Annotated in this window: 20 protein-coding genes; 4 read left to right on the plus strand and 16 right to left on the minus strand. The window is 35.0% G+C overall.

Annotated features, from left to right (window positions below):
* Positions 1–8: 8 nt before the first annotated feature.
* Positions 9–932, minus strand: coding sequence for a hypothetical protein (locus FJ651_RS06705; protein WP_140989709.1), 924 nt, complete (start codon positions 930–932; stop codon positions 9–11).
* Between the two features lies 1 nt (position 933).
* Positions 934–2,370 (minus strand): MBOAT family O-acyltransferase, encoded by a 1,437-nt coding sequence (locus FJ651_RS06710; RefSeq protein WP_140989710.1) that lies wholly within the window; start codon positions 2,368–2,370, stop codon positions 934–936.
* Between the two features lie 375 nt (positions 2,371–2,745).
* Between FJ651_RS06710 and FJ651_RS06715 the strand changes: the two genes are divergently transcribed.
* Positions 2,746–3,114: an endonuclease domain-containing protein gene (locus tag FJ651_RS06715; protein ID WP_140989711.1), complete on the plus strand. Its 369-nt coding sequence runs from the start codon at positions 2,746–2,748 to the stop codon at positions 3,112–3,114.
* A gap of 203 nt (positions 3,115–3,317) precedes the next feature.
* Here the strand turns inward: FJ651_RS06715 and FJ651_RS06720 are convergent, their stop codons facing one another.
* The 11 genes from FJ651_RS06720 to FJ651_RS06770 form a co-directional block, all read right to left on the minus strand.
* The gene (locus FJ651_RS06720) at positions 3,318–4,418 is read right to left on the minus strand and encodes a glycosyltransferase (protein ID WP_140989712.1); all 1,101 of its coding nucleotides are present in this window, start codon (positions 4,416–4,418) and stop codon (positions 3,318–3,320) included.
* Positions 4,411–5,805, minus strand: a complete 1,395-nt coding sequence (locus FJ651_RS06725; RefSeq protein ID WP_140989713.1) for an asparagine synthase-related protein — start codon at positions 5,803–5,805, stop codon at positions 4,411–4,413. Before FJ651_RS06725 ends, FJ651_RS06720 begins: the two co-directional genes overlap by 8 nt.
* Positions 5,806–6,088: 283 nt before the next feature.
* Complete coding sequence (locus FJ651_RS06730; RefSeq protein ID WP_140989714.1) at positions 6,089–7,282, minus strand: glycosyltransferase family 4 protein; 1,194 nt, start codon at positions 7,280–7,282, stop codon at positions 6,089–6,091.
* Positions 7,283–7,308: 26 nt separating this feature from the next.
* A complete protein-coding gene (gene asnB / locus FJ651_RS06735; protein WP_140989715.1) occupies positions 7,309–9,153 on the minus strand; it encodes an asparagine synthase (glutamine-hydrolyzing) in 1,845 nt (614 codons plus the stop codon).
* Between the two features lie 6 nt (positions 9,154–9,159).
* Entirely contained in the window at positions 9,160–10,266 is a 1,107-nt protein-coding gene (locus tag FJ651_RS06740; RefSeq protein WP_140989716.1) for a glycosyltransferase family 4 protein, read from the minus strand.
* 108 nt (positions 10,267–10,374) lie between these two features.
* The gene (locus tag FJ651_RS06745) at positions 10,375–11,346 is read right to left on the minus strand and encodes an FkbM family methyltransferase (protein ID WP_216746098.1); all 972 of its coding nucleotides are present in this window, start codon (positions 11,344–11,346) and stop codon (positions 10,375–10,377) included.
* Between the two features lie 92 nt (positions 11,347–11,438).
* Positions 11,439–12,353, minus strand: a complete 915-nt coding sequence (locus tag FJ651_RS06750) for a glycosyltransferase family 2 protein (RefSeq protein ID WP_140989718.1) — start codon at positions 12,351–12,353, stop codon at positions 11,439–11,441.
* The gene (locus FJ651_RS06755) at positions 12,343–13,218 is read right to left on the minus strand and encodes a glycosyltransferase family 2 protein (protein ID WP_140989719.1); all 876 of its coding nucleotides are present in this window, start codon (positions 13,216–13,218) and stop codon (positions 12,343–12,345) included. The genes FJ651_RS06750 and FJ651_RS06755 overlap by 11 nt, the downstream gene beginning before the upstream one ends.
* A gap of 79 nt (positions 13,219–13,297) precedes the next feature.
* Positions 13,298–14,020 carry a class I SAM-dependent methyltransferase gene (locus FJ651_RS06760; RefSeq protein ID WP_140989720.1) on the minus strand — a complete coding sequence of 241 codons (723 nt, stop codon included), beginning with the start codon at positions 14,018–14,020 and terminating at the stop codon, positions 13,298–13,300.
* Positions 14,021–14,097: 77 nt separating this feature from the next.
* Positions 14,098–14,883, minus strand: coding sequence for a glycosyltransferase family protein (locus FJ651_RS06765; protein WP_216746099.1), 786 nt, complete (start codon positions 14,881–14,883; stop codon positions 14,098–14,100).
* Between the two features lie 25 nt (positions 14,884–14,908).
* Positions 14,909–15,892 (minus strand): glycosyltransferase family 2 protein, encoded by a 984-nt coding sequence (locus FJ651_RS06770; protein WP_140989722.1) that lies wholly within the window; start codon positions 15,890–15,892, stop codon positions 14,909–14,911.
* Between the two features lie 150 nt (positions 15,893–16,042).
* Here FJ651_RS06770 and FJ651_RS06775 point away from each other — a divergent pair, with 150 nt between their 5' ends.
* From FJ651_RS06775 to FJ651_RS06785, 3 genes are read left to right on the plus strand one after another with little or no spacing between them, the layout of a single operon-like run.
* Complete coding sequence (locus tag FJ651_RS06775) at positions 16,043–16,762, plus strand: glycosyltransferase family 2 protein (protein WP_140989723.1); 720 nt, start codon at positions 16,043–16,045, stop codon at positions 16,760–16,762.
* 14 nt (positions 16,763–16,776) lie between these two features.
* The gene (locus tag FJ651_RS06780; protein ID WP_140989724.1) at positions 16,777–17,523 is read left to right on the plus strand and encodes a class I SAM-dependent methyltransferase; all 747 of its coding nucleotides are present in this window, start codon (positions 16,777–16,779) and stop codon (positions 17,521–17,523) included.
* Positions 17,520–19,037 (plus strand): hypothetical protein, encoded by a 1,518-nt coding sequence (locus tag FJ651_RS06785; protein ID WP_140989725.1) that lies wholly within the window; start codon positions 17,520–17,522, stop codon positions 19,035–19,037. Before FJ651_RS06780 ends, FJ651_RS06785 begins: the two co-directional genes overlap by 4 nt.
* A gap of 432 nt (positions 19,038–19,469) precedes the next feature.
* Here the strand turns inward: FJ651_RS06785 and FJ651_RS06790 are convergent, their stop codons facing one another.
* The 3 genes from FJ651_RS06790 to FJ651_RS06800 all read right to left on the minus strand — a co-directional run bounded on the left by FJ651_RS06790 (position 19,470) and on the right by FJ651_RS06800 (position 22,267).
* Entirely contained in the window at positions 19,470–19,853 is a 384-nt protein-coding gene (locus FJ651_RS06790) for an HU family DNA-binding protein (RefSeq protein WP_140989726.1), read from the minus strand.
* A gap of 432 nt (positions 19,854–20,285) precedes the next feature.
* Positions 20,286–21,377, minus strand: a complete 1,092-nt coding sequence (locus FJ651_RS06795; protein ID WP_140989727.1) for a glycosyltransferase — start codon at positions 21,375–21,377, stop codon at positions 20,286–20,288.
* Positions 21,374–22,267 carry a beta-1,6-N-acetylglucosaminyltransferase gene (locus tag FJ651_RS06800; protein WP_140989728.1) on the minus strand — a complete coding sequence of 298 codons (894 nt, stop codon included), beginning with the start codon at positions 22,265–22,267 and terminating at the stop codon, positions 21,374–21,376. Before FJ651_RS06800 ends, FJ651_RS06795 begins: the two co-directional genes overlap by 4 nt.
* Positions 22,268–22,277: the final 10 nt, after the last annotated feature.

Consider the following 22,277-nt stretch of genomic DNA (forward strand, 5'->3'; position numbering starts at 1 on the left):
ATCAACATTTATTGCGAAGCTACTATTTTTTGTGCTAATAAAACCGAAAACTTTGACCCGGAGTCAATATCTAAATGATGTCCATCAGTGTATTGAAATTGATCAACCATATGTGTGAAATTAAAATAGGGTAACTCTAACTCCATACTTACTTCAAGCATTTTTTGGTCAAAATCAGGCATCAGCTCCTTCTCAATCGCAAGCATGTTACTATGAACAGGCATTCTTACCATAAACACCTTACCATGATACTGTAAAAAATCAATAGTTTGTTTTAAATAATCCAAACGTATATCAGAGAGACCTTGATAATCAGTCCTAATTTTAGAATAACTGGTTATTGTACTATTAATCCTTTGGTCTCTTTTTTTTGGCGAATCGTTTAGATTAACTTCATACCATCCATCATCATGTACAAATAAAATTTCTTTATGATAATTAGTTCCCTTTTTTGTAAAAATATCAACATTTTTACCCTCGTAAAAATTCATTAAATACTCTAAATTTGGCTTAACTGAAACATTTTTCACACCTCCTAAAAAAGAATTGTTTTCTCTAAAATTCACCGAGTCTAAAACTTCATTTTTTTGCTTACAAATACTCCAGGGGTTCACCTCGACAATAAAAATACCCTTCTTCGAATCTTCTTTTAATTTAAGCTTGATACTCTCTAAATAAGGCTTTCCATAAGGCGTATGTATTCTTGAAAATGCATAATTATATATTGGATAATTTGGAAGGACACGACTCATGCTATTTGGCTGTAATCCTTGTGCCGCCCTAGAAGAGCCTACAATGAGCGAATTTTGTTTGGGTGTAGTAAATTTTACATAAAATGCATCTGTATAACCGTCAGCTTGCATAAAAATAATATAGCAGCTCAAACCTGTAATTAAAATAAACCCTATGATATGCCAAATAAACCGCTTCATACTAAAACTGAAAATAAATAAACTCCTGCTCTTTAACGCCATACAGGAAGATGAGCATGATGATGAAATAATAAATCAATAGTCTTAACCAGCGTGGATACTCAAGCCACAGTTTTTCAATAGCATATTGATCCCTTCTTCCCCACCATTCTATAAAGACAAACACCAGGATAAACAACAACAAAAAGCTGGGTCTCACTTCGGGAATGCTCAACAAGCTGCGTTGAAAGATTCCTTTTAAATAAGCCACGGCATGCCCAATGTTGTCCGCTCTAAACACCACCCAAGCCAATACGGTGGCCACAAAGGTTAAGCCCATCAAGAGTAATTCTTTTACACTTGGTAATTTATTGTGCTCTGCCACGACGTTGGTATGCTTGCGGTTGCGGTTGGTCCATAACAGGGGTAAAAAGTAAGCCGCATTTAAAGCGCCCCAAACAATAAAGGTCCAGTTGGCTCCATGCCAAAAACCGCTTACCAAGAAAATAATGAGCACATTACGCAATTGCATCCCTTTGCCGCCTCTGCTGCCGCCCAGGGGTATATACACGTAATCTCTAAACCAGGTAGACAGCGAGATGTGCCAGCGCCTCCAGAACTCGGCCATATCTCTTGAGAAATATGGAAAGGCGAAGTTTTGTTTGAGGTTAAAACCAAACAACCTTGCCGTACCAATGGCTATATCGCTATAGCCCGAAAAATCCCCATAAATTTGAAAGGCAAAAAACACCGCCCCTAAAAACAAAGTGCTGCCCGAATAGCCGGCATGACCATCAAAGATGGTGTTGACAAAGACGGCACAGTTATCGGCAATGACAATTTTTTTAAACAAGCCCCAGAGTATTTGACGTAAGCCATCTACCGCCTTGCTGTAATGAAATTGGCGCTGTTGGTAAAACTGTGGCAGTAAATTGGTAGCGCGCTCTATGGGTCCTGCCACCAATTGCGGGAAGAAACTTACAAAGGCTGCAAAGGCTACCACATCTTTGGTGGGTTCCAATTTGCGTCTATAAACATCGATGGTATAACTCAGCGTTTGAAAGGTATAAAAACTAATCCCCACCGGTAAAATAATGTTTAAGGTATTGGGTTGAATAGCCGAGCCAAAAAAACTAAAGGCCGTTACAAAATTATCGACAAAGAAATTGTAGTATTTAAAGAAACCTAAAAAGCCCAGGTTGGCAAGAATACTCAACCATAGCAGGCTACGTCGTTTGGTTTCAGAATTAGTTTGTTGTAACCATAACCCAATACTGTAATCTACCAGGGTGCTAAACACAATGAGACTTAAAAAGCGCCAGTCCCACCAGCCGTAAAATACATAACTGGCTACTACTATCAGGGCATTTTGCAGTTTCAAGTGCTTTTGTGTTACAAACCAGTAAAGCACAAACACTATTGGTAAAAACACGGCAAAATCGATGGAGTTGAATAGCATTAAAGGTGGTTGGTTAGGTGATGGTTAACTGTGGTTGTATTTTTTTCTTCAATATTCGGGATAATTTATTAATTAACAAAATGGCGAACTCGGGGAACTGCCGGAACTCCCCTAACCCCTCTTAGAAAGAGGGGAGCATTTTGGACGGAATTGGTGGTTATGTTACCGAATTAGTTTTTTTTACTACACCAAAAAGCTTCCAAAAAATGCGCAAATTTATTATCCATCTCCCAAACCACATCAACCATCCCAAATGCTCCTCCCTTTTCAAGGGAGGTGTCCGCCGCAAGGTGGACGGAGGGTTCCCAAGCGGCCTGAGTGTTCCAATCACACAAACCTCTTGCAAAACCCACAAAAATATATTAGCTTTAAACCATGAAGCACAATCCCTTACACACCAGAAAGTATCTAAAACCCTATCGCAAGAAATTGAGGGAATCCATGACGCCGGCCGAGGCTTTTTTATGGAGACACCTTAAATCAAGGCAACTTTGCAACCGACGGTTTAACCGACAATTCAGTATTGGAAATTATATAGCCGATTTTTATTGTCACTCCGAAAAATTAATTATTGAACTGGATGGTGAAATTCATAACACTCCTGAAACTCAGGCGTACGACGACAAGCGTACTGCTTATTTAGAAAGTCACGGGTATAGGGTTATTAGGTTTGAGAATAAGATGGTGTTTGATGATTTGGTGGGGGTTTTGGAGGAGATTCGGGCTTCTTTTAACTCCCCTTGAGAACTCCCCTTTCTGGCGCTGCGCGCCATTCATTCCCCTCTTATTAAGAGGGGAGCATTTTGGATGGGGTGGTGGTTTAGTAACTACACCAAAAAATCTCAATTAATATTTTCCAAAACTCAAACCATGCTCCAAACCACATCACCCCTCCCAAATGCTCCTCCCTTTACAAGGGAGGTGTCCACCGCAAGGTGGACGGAGGGTTACCTGCCTGCCAACCGAGCATAAACCCCCTCATGCCCTTCCAGCATCTGCTGAAGTGTAAAACGCTGCTCAACTTCTTTGCGCATGGCCATGGCCAGGTCTTTGCGCTGTGTCCCATCCATTGCCATAACTGCAGTAATCTTTTTTGCCAGGTCTTGAGCATCTCCCGCAGGAAACAACTGCTCTTGAAAATTACTTAACAGGTCAATAACACCCGGTACTTCTGAACCTATTACTATGTTGCCGGATGCCATCGCTTCTAAAGGTGCTATGGGTAAGCCTTCACCCTTTTGTAAAGTAGAAATAACACACACATCTGCCAATGCCAGATAAGGTCTTACATCTCTTTGTTTTCCGGTAAAATGCAGGTGGTTTAAATGGGTATAGCGTTTTTTTAAATCCTGAGCATAAGCACTTTGATCATCGCCTACAATAAAAGTTTTTATACGTGGATTATTCAGATGTGAAACGGCCTCTAAAAGTACCTCAATCCCCTTAACCGGCACCAGATTGGCCACACTCACAATGACAAAATCGTTGGAAGTAGCCGTGATTCCTTCAGGACTGACATAGGCTTTTTCATGGACTTGAAAATGTGAAGTATCTACTCCTAAAGGCAGGTATTGCGTTTTAACCTTGGTGTTCTTAAAAAACTGCTCTTGCATACTGTGGTTAATGGTAATGACACAAGTACTCAATTTGGAGCGCCACAACCAGACCTTATTACCCCAACCCATGGCTTTTTTGGTATATACAAATGGAATACCGGCTAACTTAGCCGCCAAGGGTTCTGTAATATCAGAGCTCCAGTGCCAGGAGTGAATGATATCGAATTGATGCTTTTTAAAAAAGTTGACTATTTTAAGCAGACGAAAAGGTAAACTTATATAAGGTTTATAAGGCGTATAAAATTGAAAGATATGCACCGGCACACCTAAGGACTCCACCTGCTTAAAAAAAGCACCCTTATTGTGGGTACATACAATATGTGGTTCAAATTGTTCTTTATCCAAACCTTTCACCAGGTCATAAACCACCTTACCACTACCCGCCGTATCAAAATTGGGAATGCTAAATAGTATTTTTATTTTTTTAGGCATGTCGGAATTGTTGATTAAACTTGGACAACACCAATAATGTATTGATGGCATGGGCATTAGCCAAAGCATCCTGTTCATAAAAGCCTTCTAAGTTAGCTTTGATAAGGGATTCCGGTACAAGCTCCTGCAATTCCTGATGCAGCAGTGCCTGTTCCAGATGTTGTTGATTGTCCGCACCTAAAAACTGCAACTCCCAGTTGCGCTGTATATAGGGATTACCCAATACAGCACTGATACCGCGTTTGAGTTTGCCGGCTATTTGATGCGGTACATTGTAAGGCGATTGATTGCGGTGGAAATTATAAAGATTAAATGGCCGCTGGTCTTGCCAGGTAATCCTTGCCAGCTCAGGTGCTTTGGTTTTGATATAGGCTATTTGCAGTTGTCGGTTTTTGAGGTAAGCCTCCGGCACCGTGCAAATAAATTCACACATTCGTTGGTCGTAATAGGGTAAGGTGATTGGGTGAGCGCTTTTAAATACCGACAGGTTCACCGAGGTCCAGCGCGGTGCCCAGTGCAAACTTTTAAAGGCACGTATTTGGGCATTGGCGTTATGAGGGATGTCAACATGTTGTAATAACGCCGTAATACGATTTCTAAAGTAAGTTTCAAACGTTCCTTCCAGTCCCCATGCCTGCCATAACTGCTGAGCCAATTGCAAACCGCCTTTTTTGAGTAACTTTTTAATCAGTAGGGTTACCTGATCATCAAATGGCAAGTCATCAGGTACTTTCATATCATCAAACAATACATCACCCCAATGACCCAAAGAAAATACCTCTCCCATCTCCAGAAATTGGTGGTGTATGGCCATTTGTCGCGGACTCGTAAAATCGCTGTAACATTGGTTGAGTTCTGCCAGTTGGTCAATAACGCTCCATAAGTAGCCCTTTTGTATGGTATAAGCATTAAAACTAAAGTTGCAAGCTTTGGCAATGGCTTTGGCAATGTGTGTTTCGGGATAACCGCCTTTAAATTGATAACTATAACTGTGCACCTCAGCACCCAAACGTTTTAAAGCCACTGCCTGGGTGCGGCTGTCCAAGCCTCCTGATAAGGGTAAGATGACTTTTTGACGTCCAATCTGCTCCGCAATAATGCTTTCAAACAATTCTGTAAACTCCTCCAAAGCCTGTTGAAAGGTGATATCTCTGGGCGTGTAATGCCACTTGAAGTAAGGCCTGCTTTGCTGTAAAAAACCTTTATCATCCAAGGTGTGAATGGAGGCTGCTGCCAATACTTTACTATCCTTCCAATAGGTATCCGTATCCAGAAAAAAACCAATGGCCGCAAATACACAAATCGCTTCCAAATCCAATTCATGGGGTGCAACTACCTTGGCAAAGGTCTGTTTCGTTGGTATGATGGAAGTGTTGATGGTTTGCATAGTTTCTCCGAGACGAAGATAGGAAAAAAGGAAATTAGATATTAGAGGTACGATATTAGAGGTTAGAGGTTACAGCTTTGAACTTCCCTGAATAGAGTTGACTGTTTTTAATTTTTCAATTCCTTCAAAAGGTATTACACCCCTAAGGTCCCCTCAAGGGGACAATTGGTTCTTTATATTAGTTATAATTATTCATTCAATATTAGAGACGTACAGTTAGAGGTTAGACACCCAATGACCTAATGAGCTGACCCAATGATTAAATGATCAAATGACTCAATAACTAATTCTCTGAACTCCGAACTACATCCTCATAAAACTCCAAAAACTCCGCAATCCTATCCTCCGCATTAAAATGTTGTTTAACCAATTGATGGGCATTAGCCGTGATGCGTTGTAGCTCATATTCCGGGGTGTGGTGTAGCTTAGTGATGGCAGCGGCCAGAGCCTTGGGGTCTCTAACGGGTACCAGCCAACCTGTTTCACCGGGTTTGACGACTTCTGCCATACCGCCACAATTGGTGCTAATGACCGGTACACCCAGCGCCATGGCTTCTAATACCACGTTGGCAATGCCTTCTTCTAAACTGGGGAGCACTAAGGCGTGGTGCTGTTTTAATAAGGTCGCCAATTCTTCTTGCGACTTTTTACCTAATAAATTAACTTGGTTTTCTAAGCCTAACTGATGTAATTGAAATAGTATCTCCTCCGGATAGTCATTTTCTCCAATAAAGTTAAGATGCACACTTAGACCTTGTTGCTTTAACATATGCATGGCATTCAACAAATAACTATAGCCTTTTTTCCAATGAAACCTACCTACAACAATCAATTGTAAAGGCATATGTGAAGGTTTGTTACAAGGCTGATAAGAATCAATAAATAATGGTGATAGCGGTGAGCGTATGACTTTGATGCGCTTCATATCAGCTCCATAACAACTAGCCTCATGGGCAATAGCTTCTGACACTGCGTGAAATGCCGAAATATTCGGAAAGGTTTCTTGATAGATTTTAGCCATACGCGGTTCTACGATGGGCGTGTAATTGATATGCGCACCGCGCAAACTTACCAGCAGTTGAATACCCAACTTACTTTGCATAAAGTAGTAAAATTCTAAGTCTCTCGCCCATTGCAAATGCAAGATATCCGGTTTGTAAAGTACAATAGGTAAAAACTTTGTAAACCATATCCAACGTTCGTAGTTACTTTTAAAACGTTTTGTTTCTTTTAGTAAAATAGAAAGATTTTTTGGCGATTGTAAAGCCAGTTTTAGGATGCGTTTAATTGTGAGCCATAAATTGCCCCAATGAGACTTGGGTGTTTTATAAATGTGGATATTTCCCTGTTCATATACAATTGGTTTTTCTATAACCCCATATAACTGAACTTGGTGCTTTTGAGCCACGCCTTTAATCAGATTCTCTATAAAGGTGCTACTCGGTATTGAACCGGAAAAAATGGCAATCTTAATCACTATATAGTCAGTCTAAACAATTTAATTTAATCTTGTAATAAATTATTTTTTATGGCCCATTTTTGCCAAGCATAAATATGCCAAACGCCCCAACCGTTTTGATGTGTGCCATCTAAAAATTCAGTAACAAAATCTTTAATCTCACTTGAATTAATAAATGATGACCCATAAATTGGTATGTTAAAAACAACTGTCTTTAGGTCTTCTCTTAACTCATTTAATAACCAGTTATTAATTGGAACTGAAAACCCTTTTTTTTGATTATTTTCTAAATGTGCTTCATTAAATTCTTTTAATAAATCTTTTAGCGGTTTTTTTAAGTGTTCTGATTTTTCAAAATGCTTAGGCACATAATTCAGCGCTTCTTCAATAACCTGTTTGTCTAAAAAAGGTACCCGTACTTCAACACTATTGGCCATGCTCATTCGATCTACTTTTATTAAAACACGCTGTAAATGCGCATAAAACTCATTATATCTTAACCAAAGTAATAATTTTTTTGCACTTAATTTGTTTGGTAATTTGTACAAATTTTTAGCACCATGAGAAAATTGGGCGTTGGGCAACATCCTCTTTAGTCTATTAAAATCAATATAACAATGTTTTGATTGTATCCAGTCTTCTAAGTTTTGATGATGAAAAGGTGCCCAAGTATTTATAATCCCAATTTTATTCAATAATCTAATGAGTGGTTTTCGCGACGCAAAAGGAATCTTAAACCAATGTCTTTTTTTGTATATGTCCATCATTCTGGGATAACCAAAAAACAATTCGTCACCGCCATCTCCCGATAACATGACTGTGAAATTTTGAGATGCTAATTTGGTAATTAAAAAAGTTGGGATACTCGAATAATCTCCAAAGGGTTCATGTAAAAAATCAAAATGATTATCTACAACTTTTAATAGGTCTACTTGATTGACGGCGTGTACCTCATGCCGAATATTCAGTTTTGTTGCAAAATTAGATGCTGAAACACTTTCATCAAGTTTACTGTCTTCAACTTTTATGGTAAATGCCGTTAAATCATGTTTAGTTTGATGCGCTAAAGCAGTTATCAAAGGGCTATCAATGCCACCGCTTAAAAATGTTGCCAAGGGTACATCACTTACAAGTTGCGATGATACTGACTTTTTGAGTGTTTGTTTTAATATGTCTATTTCAAATTCTTGACCGGTAGACTTATTAAAACCAAAACTTTTAAAATCAGAAATATTGATAGTACCAGTGTTAGAAACTTCTATATAAGTGCCGGGTTGAACTTGTTTTATATCCTTAAATACGGTGTTTGGTGCTTGCATATAACCCATACCAAAATAGTCCATAATCACCTCCTTTTGAAGCATTAGATTATCTTTGAAATAGTGGTGGTTAAAAACCTGATTGAATTGTGATGCTGCCACCATACCTTTTTTAGAAACACCATAAAATAAGGGTTTAATACCCGCAAAATCCCTTGCCATCAATAAAGTTTGCGCCACCGTATCAATAACAACAATGGCAAACATGCCATTTAAAGACTGCACTGTTTTTTTAAAACCAACCTTATCTAAAAGATGCACAATCACCTCAGTGTCGGAAGTTGAAACTAAATTAAAAAGTTGAAAATTGTTAATTAATTCATTATGATTATAAATTTCTCCGTTAAATAAGAGATGATATCGACCTGATGGGCTTAACATGGGTTGACTACCTTTTGAAGATGTGTCGCGTATTGCCAATCGATTAAAGCCTAATTGATAATTATCTCCTTTTAAATAACCAAGATTGTTGGGTCCTCTATGCTTAGATAATATAAGAAGTTCTAAAAACGATGCTTTGTTTGAGAGCTGAATGTTAGTATAAGTATACTCGGCTAGAAATCCGCACATATTTCATTAATTAAGCAATTGTTTGTAGAGATTCACGAGCAATTTCTCTTCATTCTCAACTGTGAATTTACTGTTTACAAACTGAATTGATGCTTTTGAAAATAGATTGTATTTTTTTTCATTTGTATATAATTCTATAATTTTTTGTGCTGCCAATTCAATTTCATAATATGGTACTGCAAACCCTGTTTCATTCTGTATTATCATTTCAGGAAGACCGTCAGAATCAGAAACAATACACGGTAAACCATAAGACTGCGCTTCAATTATAGTAGCACCAGCTGATTCAGAAATACTGAGTTGCAAATAAAAGTCATACTTAGGCAAAATACTTTTAAATTCTTCATTTGGAATTTTACCATGACATTTTACAGAATCGTTTAAATTATATCTATCAATTAAGTAAAACACTTGACCCAAATCGGCTCCATCGCCGTAAATATCATATGTAACATCATATCCATTATCTATAAGATTTTTTACCACTCTAATGTTTGAATCTATATTTTTCTCCCAAGTCATGCGAAAAGCTGAAATTATTCTAATTTTATTTCGACTCAGTTTTCTGGGACTTTCGTTTGATTTACTTCCAAATGAGATCGGTATAACATGAATTTTTTCTGCCGACACACCCCATTTAGTTAAATATTTTTTCTGATGCTTACTTACAGTAATAAATGCATCTACTTTATTTCCGTAATTTTTATAGAACAATTTCCAACGCTCTAGAACGTAAGGCTTCAGATAGGTATCAGCACCTCTTAAAGTTATAATAATTTTAGGACGTTTATATGCCTCTATCTCTAATAATCCTATTATTTTAGGATGTAAAAATGAATCTTGAAGATGTAATATATCAACGTGTTGCTTCAGACTTTGTATTTCAAGGTAATTAAGCTTTCTGGGGGAATTTTTAATTAAGTGATAAAATGCTTCATAAATACGCCTAAAATGATAAGGCGGTATTTTAACAATATAGTCTTGTTTATTGCCTTTAAATACATTAACCTTAAAATTAATATCTTTCCTATCCATTAATGCGTTAACAATCGGAGGAATATAGGGTTGGTAAAATACCGGATATTCTTGAAAGACATAAACTAAATTCATCATATAAAATATAAATATTTTTCAATTATCTTTAATAGATAATTACATTTACTTTCCTCTCAATTTTTCTAAACATAATTAATTATATTTTAAAGCAATAAATTAAAAGGTTTATTCTGTAAAAGGTCTTATCTCCAATAATTGCTTTTCTTTGCTATGAATGGCAACATAATTTGTTCTTTCATTTTCCAAAAAAGATTTAGGATTAAGTTCAATTTTTAAATTCAATAAATCGAATAGAATGTAACCTAAAGGTGTGAGAAAATCAAAAATAGGGAGTCTTTCTTCTTTTTTATTTGATTCAAATATTACAATAGGTTTGTGCTCCTTCAAAATATGTGATGCTCCTTTAAGGACAAATATTTCAAATCCTTCAGTATCAATTTTAATCAAATCCGGAAAAATATTATTTAATTTACAATAATTGTCAAGAGTTATAACCTCGACTTCAATTTGAGTGCTTTGTTTATAATCTTTAATCTTTTGTTTTGTAGATGCCTCCAAAGAACCCAGCCATGTTTCTCTTTCTGGAAACATAAGGGATGCAAAACCAGATATCTCACCTACTGCTTTATTTACCAGACATGGCTTAAAATTATTTAATGTACACATTTTATGAAAAAAAGGCTTGCATTTTACATTGGGTTCAAAGGTTACCGTTTTAATATTGTTCGACAAAAATATGAGTGAATGTATGCCATAATTAGCACCAACATCAAAAAAAACTTTTGGCTTAAAGTCTGATTTAATAAAATTATGGTAGAATAATTTAATTTCAATGTCATGACCTGAAAGCGTAAGAGCCATATCCCAATTTAACCACATTTCGCCTTTTGAAATTGGAATTAAAATGCGGTTATTTAAAAATTTCACTTTCCATATCCCATTGAAACCATATTTTTCCGATTCTCTATATAGCCTCTTATACCTGGAGTGAAATCTTTTTTTTTCAGCAAAAGAAAGTTCATTATAGTAAAAATTGATAATTTTTCTTGAATATTTAAATCTTATAAGAGTTTTTATGTTTGAACTAAACATCTTTAAAAGTTTAGTTGAATTTAGTATTATTCTTAAAGGATTCATTACCATCAATTTATTGTTTTAATTAGAACTGTCATAGAATATGATTTATAAGAATTTTAGAAAAGTATCAATATTATTTCTAATTACCTTATTTAGTTTAAATAATTCTTAAAACGTTGAACAATATACTTTAAAAAGTAAGTATCTAAATAACATATAGCGTAATAAAGTCCATATACTACAATTCCAAATTTGGAATGATGCCCCAACTCAATTTTTCGATGCTGTTTTAAGGCTTTACGGTAAAGGGTTGCATCGACCAATTGCGGGTGCGATTTTTTAAAGTTTTTAAGCAATTGTCTGGTTGCCTGATGTTGGGCAGCTTTATTATTGGTAGTCACACTACCTACCGTTTTTTTACGGTTCATATGTACCAATACTTTTGGGATGCCGTACACCTTACTAATCAGGGCAAAGCGCAATATAAAATCCCAGTCCACATTAAAGTTGCCATAGTGGTTGTTAAAGCGCAATTGCTCTTGTTGGTGCACAGATTTGCGCCATAGCATACAGGTATTCACCACTTTTAACTGATGCTCATACAAATATTTAAACAGGGCTTCGCCTTGCGGAAATTGTTTACCATGTACCAGTATGCCGGGGAACAACACCGTACCGCCGTCGCCAATGAACTCGGCAATACCTGACACCAACCCTACTTCGGGGTTTTGTTGTATTACTTGTAACTGCCATTCTAAGCGTTGTTGCACATAAATATCATCTTGCTCGGCCATGGCATAGTACTCCGATTGTGGATCCGCTAAAACAATTAAGCTGTTCACGTTGTCTGCTAGCCCCAGATTTTTTGGGTGTTCTATGATTTTGATGCGCTTGTCTTTAAAAGATTCAGCAATGTTTTTAGACTTGTCTTTTGTGCCGTCAATTCCAATGAGCAATTCAAAATTAGCAAAGCTTTGGTTCAGCAAACTTTCAAGAGTAGCCCTCAAAGTTTTTTCGCCGTTATAAACGGGTAACAATATACTGATGAGCGGACTGTTATTGGCCATACAACCATTGTTTTAATTGGGTAAGCCTGCGCCAAACAGGATGGTACAATTTTAACAATTTCCAGCGACATTGGGGATGTAAATAGGGTAACAAATGTTGGTAATAACTTTGATACATCAAATCGTTGTCTTTAATATTGGCCTGTTTATTTAGGCTACTGGCCTGAGCCTCGTGAAGCCTAAAGGCGCATAAAGCCTTATCTATAAAACCAACCTTATAAAACGGCATCAATCGGTACCAAAAGTCGCTGTCTAAGGCCTGTTTCATGTGGGTGTTAAAATAACCAATGGCATTAAACACTTCGGATTTTAAAAGCACATTCCCGGGTTCGCCTATTTTATTTTTGGGACTGGTTAAAAAATTCCGGTCTTTTAAATAGTCCTTACCCTCTAATACACCATTGGATATTGTTAAGTCTTGCCATTGCTGGTGTAAGTTACTGTAACCTACTACAAATTGTTTGATAAACTCAGTTTCTGTGTCGTAAATTAAATCGCGCTTGCTGTAGGCCATACCAATGGTTGGGTCTGTTTGCATCAGCTGCACCAGACGCGCAATACAGTCAGGGTATAATAAATCATCCTGAAACAAGAACTTGATATAGGCACCCTTGGCTTGTTGCACGGAATGATTCCAATTGGCACCAATGCCTGCCGGTTGGTGGTGGTAGATGTGTATGGGGATGTCTGTTTGCTTTTGAAAAGTCTTTACGATGTTGAGTGTTGCATCGGTAGAAGCATCATCGCTCACGATGATTTCTAAAGGTCGATAGGTTTGCGCCAGTGCCGACTCTAGCGCCTGAGCTATAAAGGCTGCTCCGTTGTAGGTTGGGATACAAATGGACACTAATGGTTGACCTGACATTATTTAGTTATAAACATCAATTACTTACAAAAATAGCATTGCTTTTTTAATATCGGCTATTTTATGGCATTTAGATCTATTAGGGTTTGAGTATTTTTTTTAAAAGAATTTTTGTAGTTAATGCTATTAAATTTAATAACTCTTTTTTAGTTTTTAAATATTTAGGGTGCGTAATTTTTTGGTTATAATTACTTGGATGAACCAAAGCATTTACTTTTTTATTTGGAACTAACACACCATCTAAACAACCTTTTTTAGCATAGATGATCATATTTTGGCTATACCACCAAAACACTTTTTTGTGATCCCAAAATTCCTGTCTTAAGATATCATAAGCCAAAAAATTATGTTCTTTAAATTTTTGATGCCAATACTCCGGCCACTGTTCATTAATATGACAATGACCAAGTTGGTTGGGAACAGCAGCAGAAAATAACACCACATCACTTAGGGTACACAACGAACTTATCAACATATCTGCTGATGATTTTGGTAAATGCTCCCCTACTTCCAAACAAATGGCCATATCATAAGACTGCTGCAGTTGGAATGGCTTCGTTAAATCATGTAATAAAAATTCATGGTCTTCAATGAGTAATTCTTTTCTATCAACTTTAACGCCGTCAACGCCGGTTACTTTTTCAACACCCAATAATTTTGAAGCTTTTAACCAGCTACCATTACCACAACCAATATCAACGATACTTTTTGGTTGTATATATTTAAAAACAACAGGTAAAATTTCAAGAGCGTCTTTTGTATTGTGTATGTCCTGCGAATGTTGGTAATTTATTTTAGTCATTAAATTCTCTTTAAAACAGGTAACAATATACTTAAAAAACTAACAATCTAACCATTACATGCCTCTATAATGTTAGGTTATGCACCATTGGTATATAACGGCTTGTGAATAGCATTAATGAGCTCGCCACTTTCATCAATTTGCCAAGATGCAGAAGCGTTGGCAGTTTTTAAATAATAAGATTGTTCATCAGTTAAATTTTTAATATCAACATACCAGCCGCCATGTTGCGCCTGAATTGGATAATCTGTACGCCAGGCCTTGGTGAAATGTTTTAATCTGTAGTTATACCCGGGTCTATATAAGGCAAAGGTGGTGTCAATTTCAGCCTTCCAGGCGAGAGGATGAATTTTAGTTTTCCAAAATTGAGATTCCCATTCTAAAATGGCATTTTTGTTTGGGTTGGTGTTTGGTATATCATCTAATTTTAATGAAAAACCTACTTTGGTGCGGTCATAAGCCTTATCTAACAAAATACGAAAGGTATTTAAAAAATCATGAGGACACTCTGTCAATGGCAGTATATCGGGATCGGTAAGCGCATAATATCCTTTTGTATATTGATGAACCAAATGCTGATGTTTCCAAAAAGACAAATGGCCCGAATTTGCAGATAGATAATGAATGGTGACTTTATTTTTAATACTATCTAAATAATTGAGCAAAGGCGGGTAAGTAGATTGGTTATCTACAATTACAATGTTTTGATATTGGTGTTTTAATAAAAAGTCAACCAACTTTTTTAAATAGTATAACTGGTTAAAGCTAATGATAATGATGGGTATAGATTTGGGATTTTTAAGTTGTTTTTTAACCGTTTTGTTGAATGTACGGTGGTAAAACAGCGACATTATCTGTAGCATTAATCGCTTTAATTTTTGCCATTTGTTATACCAATTTGCCAACATACATGGGTTTTAATAGCTTATAACCTTTTCCAAAAATAATATAAGACCAATAAATCACGTATGTTTTTATATAAAATAATGTTTTTTTAGATGACGGCACCGGCATATGGGTTAACATTTCCAGCAACATTTTTTGTACATTTTTGGCACATCTATAATTTTTAAGCAGTAACTGATCTTTATAAACAAGCGTTACCATTTCCAAAAGTTTAAGCTGACACTTCTTACTTAAAACAGAATTATAGTTTTTTAAGGTATTAGCTTTTACCAATACGTTAGAAATAACCTTTTCACTTGAAGCCATCCAATTATTAGATAAATTATCCTCATGTTTAATAAGTTGGATTAATACTTTTGCGGTTGGAATATAATTGTCATCAATTGCCAGTGCCTTAATATGAAAATCGTACTCTTGTGATTGTTTAAGTGTTTCATCAAACTGCAACTTATGAGTCATGATAAATTCTTTTTTCCAAAGTGGTGCACCGGTAGACCAAAAAATTTGATAGCAGATATAATCTTCAAGCCGTTTATGAGATGAAATGGATTTAGAACGCAAACCCAAACTTAAATTCTTTGTTACATCTATCCATTCCGTTTGACAAATGCAATAGTTAGCATTATGTGATTGCAATAAAGCTAATTGATGTTCTAACTTGTTAGGCAACAATATATCATCGCTATCCAGAAAATTAATATAGGTACCTAGGCTTAATTTTAAACCGTAATTTCTCGCACCATTACCTCCCGGTAAATACTCATTACTTCTTAACACATATTTAAATCGGGAATCTTTGGTTATATAGGCTTGTACTACCTGTGGAGTTTGGTCTGTACTGCCATCGTCAATAATTAAACATTCCCAGTTGGTATATGTTTGCGCTAAGACAGAATCAAGGGTTTTTGCAATTAAATGAGTACGATTAAATACTGGAATTATTATAGAAACTAAATGAATATTCATATGCTATTTTAGTCGAGTATAAAATTAAAATTTTTATAACTCTTAAACTTTTAAAACTTGTAAATTATTTTTAAATATATTGCAATGTCAAATAATTAAGAGACTAATAAATTATGCTGCTGTTGTATTTCGAATTGTTTTATAATTGATATGAATAAAAAACTTTCCATCATAATACCTGTTTACAATGAACAGGAGACAATACATTTAATTCTAGATTTAATTCAAGATGTTAAGTTATTAGAAGAAACACAAAAAGAAATTATTATTGTTAATGATTTTTCTACAGATAACACCAAGGAGTCAATTTTAAATTATAGTTTAAAAAATTCCAATCTTCCAATGAAAATAATAAATCACGAAAAAAATTTAGGTAAAGGAGCTGCTATTCAATCTGGTATCGCAGAAGCTACGGGAGATTTTGTTATTATTCAAGATGCCGATTTAGAATATGACCCACAAGAATATAATTTACTTCTAAAACCTATATTATCCGGATTTGCTGATGTGGTATATGGTTCAAGATTTATGGGGGGAAACCCACACAGAGTTCTTTTTTTCTATCATACTATTGGGAATAAATTTTTAACTTTTTTGTCAAATGCTTTTACAGGAATCAATATCACAGATATGGAAACCTGCTACAAACTGTTTAAACATGAAATAATTAAAAAAATTCAATTAAATGAAAAACGATTCGGCTTTGAGCCTGAGGTTACGGCCAAAATTTCAAGAATAAAAAACATTAGAATTTATGAGGTTGGTATTTCTTACTACGGTAGAACTTATGACGAAGGAAAAAAAATTGGTTGGAAAGATGGTTTTAGAGCTATCTACTGTATTCTTAAATATAATCTATTTGTAAAATAACAGAATTAAATTACATGGCTCGAAATAGTGAAATTGCATTCAACGAAAATGATCCTGTTGGAGAAACAACGCTAACTGTGATTAGCGAAGCACATCAGTTCAATAACTGGATGTACCAAACTATCAAGCCCTTTATAAAGGGTAACGTTTTGGAAATTGGAAGTGGAATTGGTAATATTTCTAAGTTAGTTTTAAATGACGGATATAACCTTATGTTAAGTGATATACGACAAGTATATTGTAATAAATTGATTAAAGAATTTGAAGGTCATCAAAACTATTCAGGAATCATACAAATGGATCTTACAGACAGCAATTTTGAAGAAAAGTTTAAAAGTCATCTAAGGAAATATGATACCGTTTTTGCGCTTAACGTTGTAGAACATATAAAAAATGATTCGCTTGCACTCCAAAATTGCCATAAACTTTTAAAAGATAGTGGTCATCTCATCATTTTAGTGCCTTCATATCAAAAGTTATATAATAAGTTTGATGAACAACTAGGCCATTATAAAAGGTATAATAAATCTACATTAAGTAAATTGTTTAAAGAAAATAAGATTTGCATAATTCATAAACAATACTTTAATTTCACTGGAATATTTGGGTGGTATATTACAGGTAGTTTATTCAAAAAAGATGCTATTCCCGGAGGTCAAATGAAATTATACAACGCCATGGTTCCTATTTTTAAAGTAGTGGATAAAATTATTTTTAATAGAATGGGATTGTCAACGATTATCATCGGTAAAAAAGCATGAGAACTACAATTAACTTAAAAAACAAAAAATTTTATAAAGATTTAATTGGCATTTGGTTATTGATTTGTTTAGGCTTATTTTTTATTCTTATACAATTTTTTCAAGATCGAGGCATGTGGATGGATGAATCAGCGCTTGCTTCAAGTATTAGAGATGCAAACTTTTATGAACTTTTCAAACCCTTTGGAAACGGACAAGTAGCGCCGATTCTTTATTTAATTATACAAAAAGGCATGATTTGGGTATTTGGCAGTTATGATTTGGTATTTCGAATATTACCATTGTTTTCTGTTTTATTATCTACCCTACTCTTGTTTATTATTTTAAAAGAATTAGAAATAACTAAACGCATAACTTTAATTACTTTAGCACTTTTTTTATTACACCCAAATATAATTTATTATTCATCAGAAATAAAACAATATCCTACCGATATATTTGCGGTGCTCGGATTTATTTTCATCACACTCAAAATAATAAAAACAACTAGTTCAAGGAATAGAATAAAACTGGCTCTCTTGGTTGTTCCATTATTTTATTTTTCAAACGTAACAATCATCATCTTTCCTTTATTGGCGCTGATAATATTATACGATAATTATAAGCACCACAAAAAGTTAAAAATATCCTCAATATTAATCTTATTCATATGGATAATTAGCATTATTACTTATTACTACTTATTTGCATACAAACATGCCAGTACGGACCTAATGTTAAAGTTTTGGACAGGAGTTGGACTCCCAGATTCAGGAATTGATTCACTAAACGAATATTTTAATTGGGGGATAAAAATTATATGGGAACAATTATTTTATGACTTAATTGCCGATCAGAATATAGTTTTCGCGGTTATTAGTTTAATTTTATTTGTGATTGGACTATTTTTCCTAATTAAGGCAAAAAAGTATATAATTATAACTTTAATAATACTGACAATAATCAGTCATTTATTAATGTCTATGTTAATGTTATATCCTTTTTATAAAAGGATTATTCTTTATATGTTACCATTATACTTAATACTCATCGCAGGTTTTTTGGATATTTTATATTTAAAACTGCAAACAAGAAAATTTGGCGTCCCTATTTTTAATATCGCGATTGGTATATTATTTATGTCGTTAATTTATAACAACGCCATCAAATTTCCAAGTGAATATGATCCTTATAAAGCAGCAATCACTTACTTAAATCAAAAAGGATATAATAATGATACATTAATAGTCTTTGCTGGATTGTCTGGAATATCTTACTATAAAGATATAACTCAACCTTATAAAGATAGAATAATAGCAATTGGGCATATAGGCCCCACAAATGAAGAATTAAAAAAGCTAGATACAATAGATGTAAAAAAAAATTATTGGCTTATATTTAGCTATCGAAGAAGTGAATGGAAAGACAAAGTCTTTCCAATTCTTAAAAAAAATGGTAGCCTAAAGTTTGTAAAAGGAAATAACACACTTTTAAGAAAAAATGATGGTTATCTTTATCAATACACACCCTATTAATTGTGGTGAATCTTGTAATGTAGTTTTAGGTATTAACCAAATAACCTAGATGATTTATTGCTATATCATCAATAAGATTAGAGATGCCGTACAATCAATCAAGAGGCTGCGGGCTCTAACCCAAGAGATGCAGGGCTGATGGGATTTTAGATTTAAGATATACGATATTAAATATTCGATAATAAAAGTTTAACTGCTTCCATAAAACTACTGATTAAGAATAACTTAAGATTGTATGTCAAACGAAAGGAATATATGATGCATTTATCATTTGGTTAAGTTACCGTTGGATTGGTCGTGTTATTCGTCGATTTTAACAAAAAAATAGATAAACGGTTTATTAGATTAGATAAAGTTGTGTACTTTTATTACAGAAAAAACCTAGATAAGTTGGTGCTTATCTAGGCTTTTAAATCAAGAAATGCGTAAGGTTTAAGCGGAAATTTTAGAGAACTTCGCAGTTTTTAGCATTTCTTTTAAATCAGTACCGGGCGAAAATATAATTTTCGCCTTTTTTATGGCACTTGCCGTAAGCTCGTCGGCCAGCTCCTGGCCTTCACTACTTACCGACATTCTAAAACTGCCCAACTCGCCGAGTTTGACAATTTTGCCGTGCTCGAGATGGTACACTACCAGCTCCAGCAAGGAGATCAACACCGCATAGCAATCTGCTTTGCTTACGGTACTTTGTCTGGACGCAAAATGCGCCAGCTCGTCTAAGTCTACACGGCCGTCTGAGACTGCTTGCGCGTAGAACTTGTCCGGACCCTCAGTATCCTGAAGGTTCCGCTTTACAACTGATCTAAATTTGATCATAGTGTATTTGGGGATTATTTACACCCTTTTATTCAGGCGACGCCGGCATTATTGCCTTTGTGTTTCCAAGTTATAAAAAAGTGTTTTAAATGTCCTTAAATTTTTGTCTGAACTTATTAACCAAATTATCAACAATATTTATATATTTATACAATTTTTCCTACATATAAAAGTGTTTAAACTTCAATATATTTCATTATAACGTTTATTTAATCGTTAAAGCGTTTATTTTAACAGATAAAATGCGATTTTTATAAAAAAGCTGCATTTTATCCTTATTAAGCTGCTAAACAACGAGTTGTAATACTTTTCTGATAGTGGACGTCAATTTTGGAAAAGATGTATTGAAAAGTGGTAATTTTTTTGATGATTTGAAGACTCAATGAGATGTCTCATTTATAATTACAATGTCATGAAGTTACCCGAAAAAAGTTAAGTATTTTTAACGGCACTTTCTAAAACTTGTTGCAAAGTTGAAAGGTGATGCTCCATACTAAAATTGGCCTTGATGTAGGCTTTACCCGATTGGCCTAATTGCTTGGAGTAGTCCACATCTCTTAATAGGCGAAGCATGTGTTCAGCCATCGTATCAACATCATGTTCATGGCACAATAAACCTGTTTGTTCATGAATGATCACATCCGGGATACCGGCATGATAAGTTGACACCACAGGTAATCCTGCAGCCGAGGCTTCTAAGATGGCCACGGGTGTGCCTTCCATATCGCCATTGTCTGCGGTAATGGAATGTTGTACAAAGGCCAAAGACTCCTTAAGATCTTTTTGAAATTGGGTTGATGTAATCGCCCCCGGAAATGCCACATGGTTTACTAAGCCGAATTGCTTAGCCAAATTAATACAGGTATTACGCAAAGGACCATCACCTCCCATTATTAAGTATGCCGTCGGGTACAAGTCAACCACTTTTTTAAAAGCCAGTAAGGTTAAATAAGGCGCTTTTTTATCTACAAACCTCCCAAGCGCCAAGAATTGTGGCTTTTTAAAATTGGGATTGATGTGCAAAAATGCATCACTAGGTGCACAGGGGTTATAAATAATTTTTTCTTCAGGACAACCCAGCGAGATTAATAGGGATGTCATGAGTTTAGATACCGCAATAACGGCCGTGGCATATTCAAATACCTTAGTGTAATTATTATTTTTAGAAATTACCGATTGTATAGCTGCATCATAACCATGAAAATGAACTACCAAAGGAATTTTTAAGGCGCTACAAACATCCACCACACTTTCACCGGTGGGGCCGTAATGGGCTAACACCACATCAATTTTATGTTTTTTAAAAGATGTCTTTAAGCTTTGCGACTTAACGTCTTTAAACAATAAGCCATAACGCTTTCTAAAATCACCAAATGGTATTATTATACTGCCTTTGCCTTCTAGTTTAGTAGGTGGGGCACCGTCATAATAATAAAACACCTTGCCACTTATTCCGTTTTTTTGAGCCTCAATAAAGGTTTCGGAATAGCTGGTTTTATTAGGTGAAATGAGTGCGATGTTCATAACTTACTAAAGGGTAGGTTCGAATTTAAATAATTTTTCAATGCTGTTAATAAATCCTGAGACACCGGATACTCAAATTTACGCGCAAAGAACTTATTTGAACTTAAAATAGGCTCAAGATCTGTTCGATCTAAATTGGCCGGAAAATTTCCATTTCTGTTAGACCATTCAATATATCTTAAACTGTCATTGACAACGGTATTGGCATATTTAGAATTCATCAATACTGTTTGAATATAAATTTCTTCAGAGCAAAATGAGTGTTTCATTCGCCTTAAAAAATAAGGCTCCTCCTTTGTGTACTCCATTATATATGCTAAGGCTTTTCTGTTTAAACTCCAATAGCTTTCACCGCCATATAATTTGGGTAGTTTTTTAGATAGTTTTCTTTTAATACCCAGCTTTTTTTGCCAATTTACCAATTTAAAAATTAAAGGTCTGTGTTTTTTCGCATTGATCCAGTCGTAAAAATTATAATATTCCAAACGATCCAAGCCCCCATTAGGCCAATTTTGGTAAGGTAATTCACGATAAACCATATAATTGTTTTCCTGATGAGATTCAAAAAACGAGATAAAATAATCTTTGGTCTTTACGGGATAATCGTGGCCGGTAATAACATGAAACCTGTTAATGTTTTTATTTTTAAGAGCCTCAACAGACAAATATAAAATACACTTTAAATGATTAATTCCTCCCCAGTTCACTTTATATTTTTGAGACACCAATTTAACCTGTGGCAAGGTAGATAACTCGTTAATGACCTTGTTTGGAAGCTCACTTTTTTTATCGACATGAATATAAATTTCAAACCGCTGGTCAAAAAAATTAGCAATTTCATACAGATGTTCAAAATTCTTGTAGGCTGTAATAAGTATTGCTTGTTTCATATCAACAAAT

The sequence above is a fragment of the Paucihalobacter ruber genome (genome assembly GCF_006494535.1).
In the GTDB taxonomy this organism is placed as follows: domain Bacteria; phylum Bacteroidota; class Bacteroidia; order Flavobacteriales; family Flavobacteriaceae; genus Paucihalobacter; species Paucihalobacter ruber.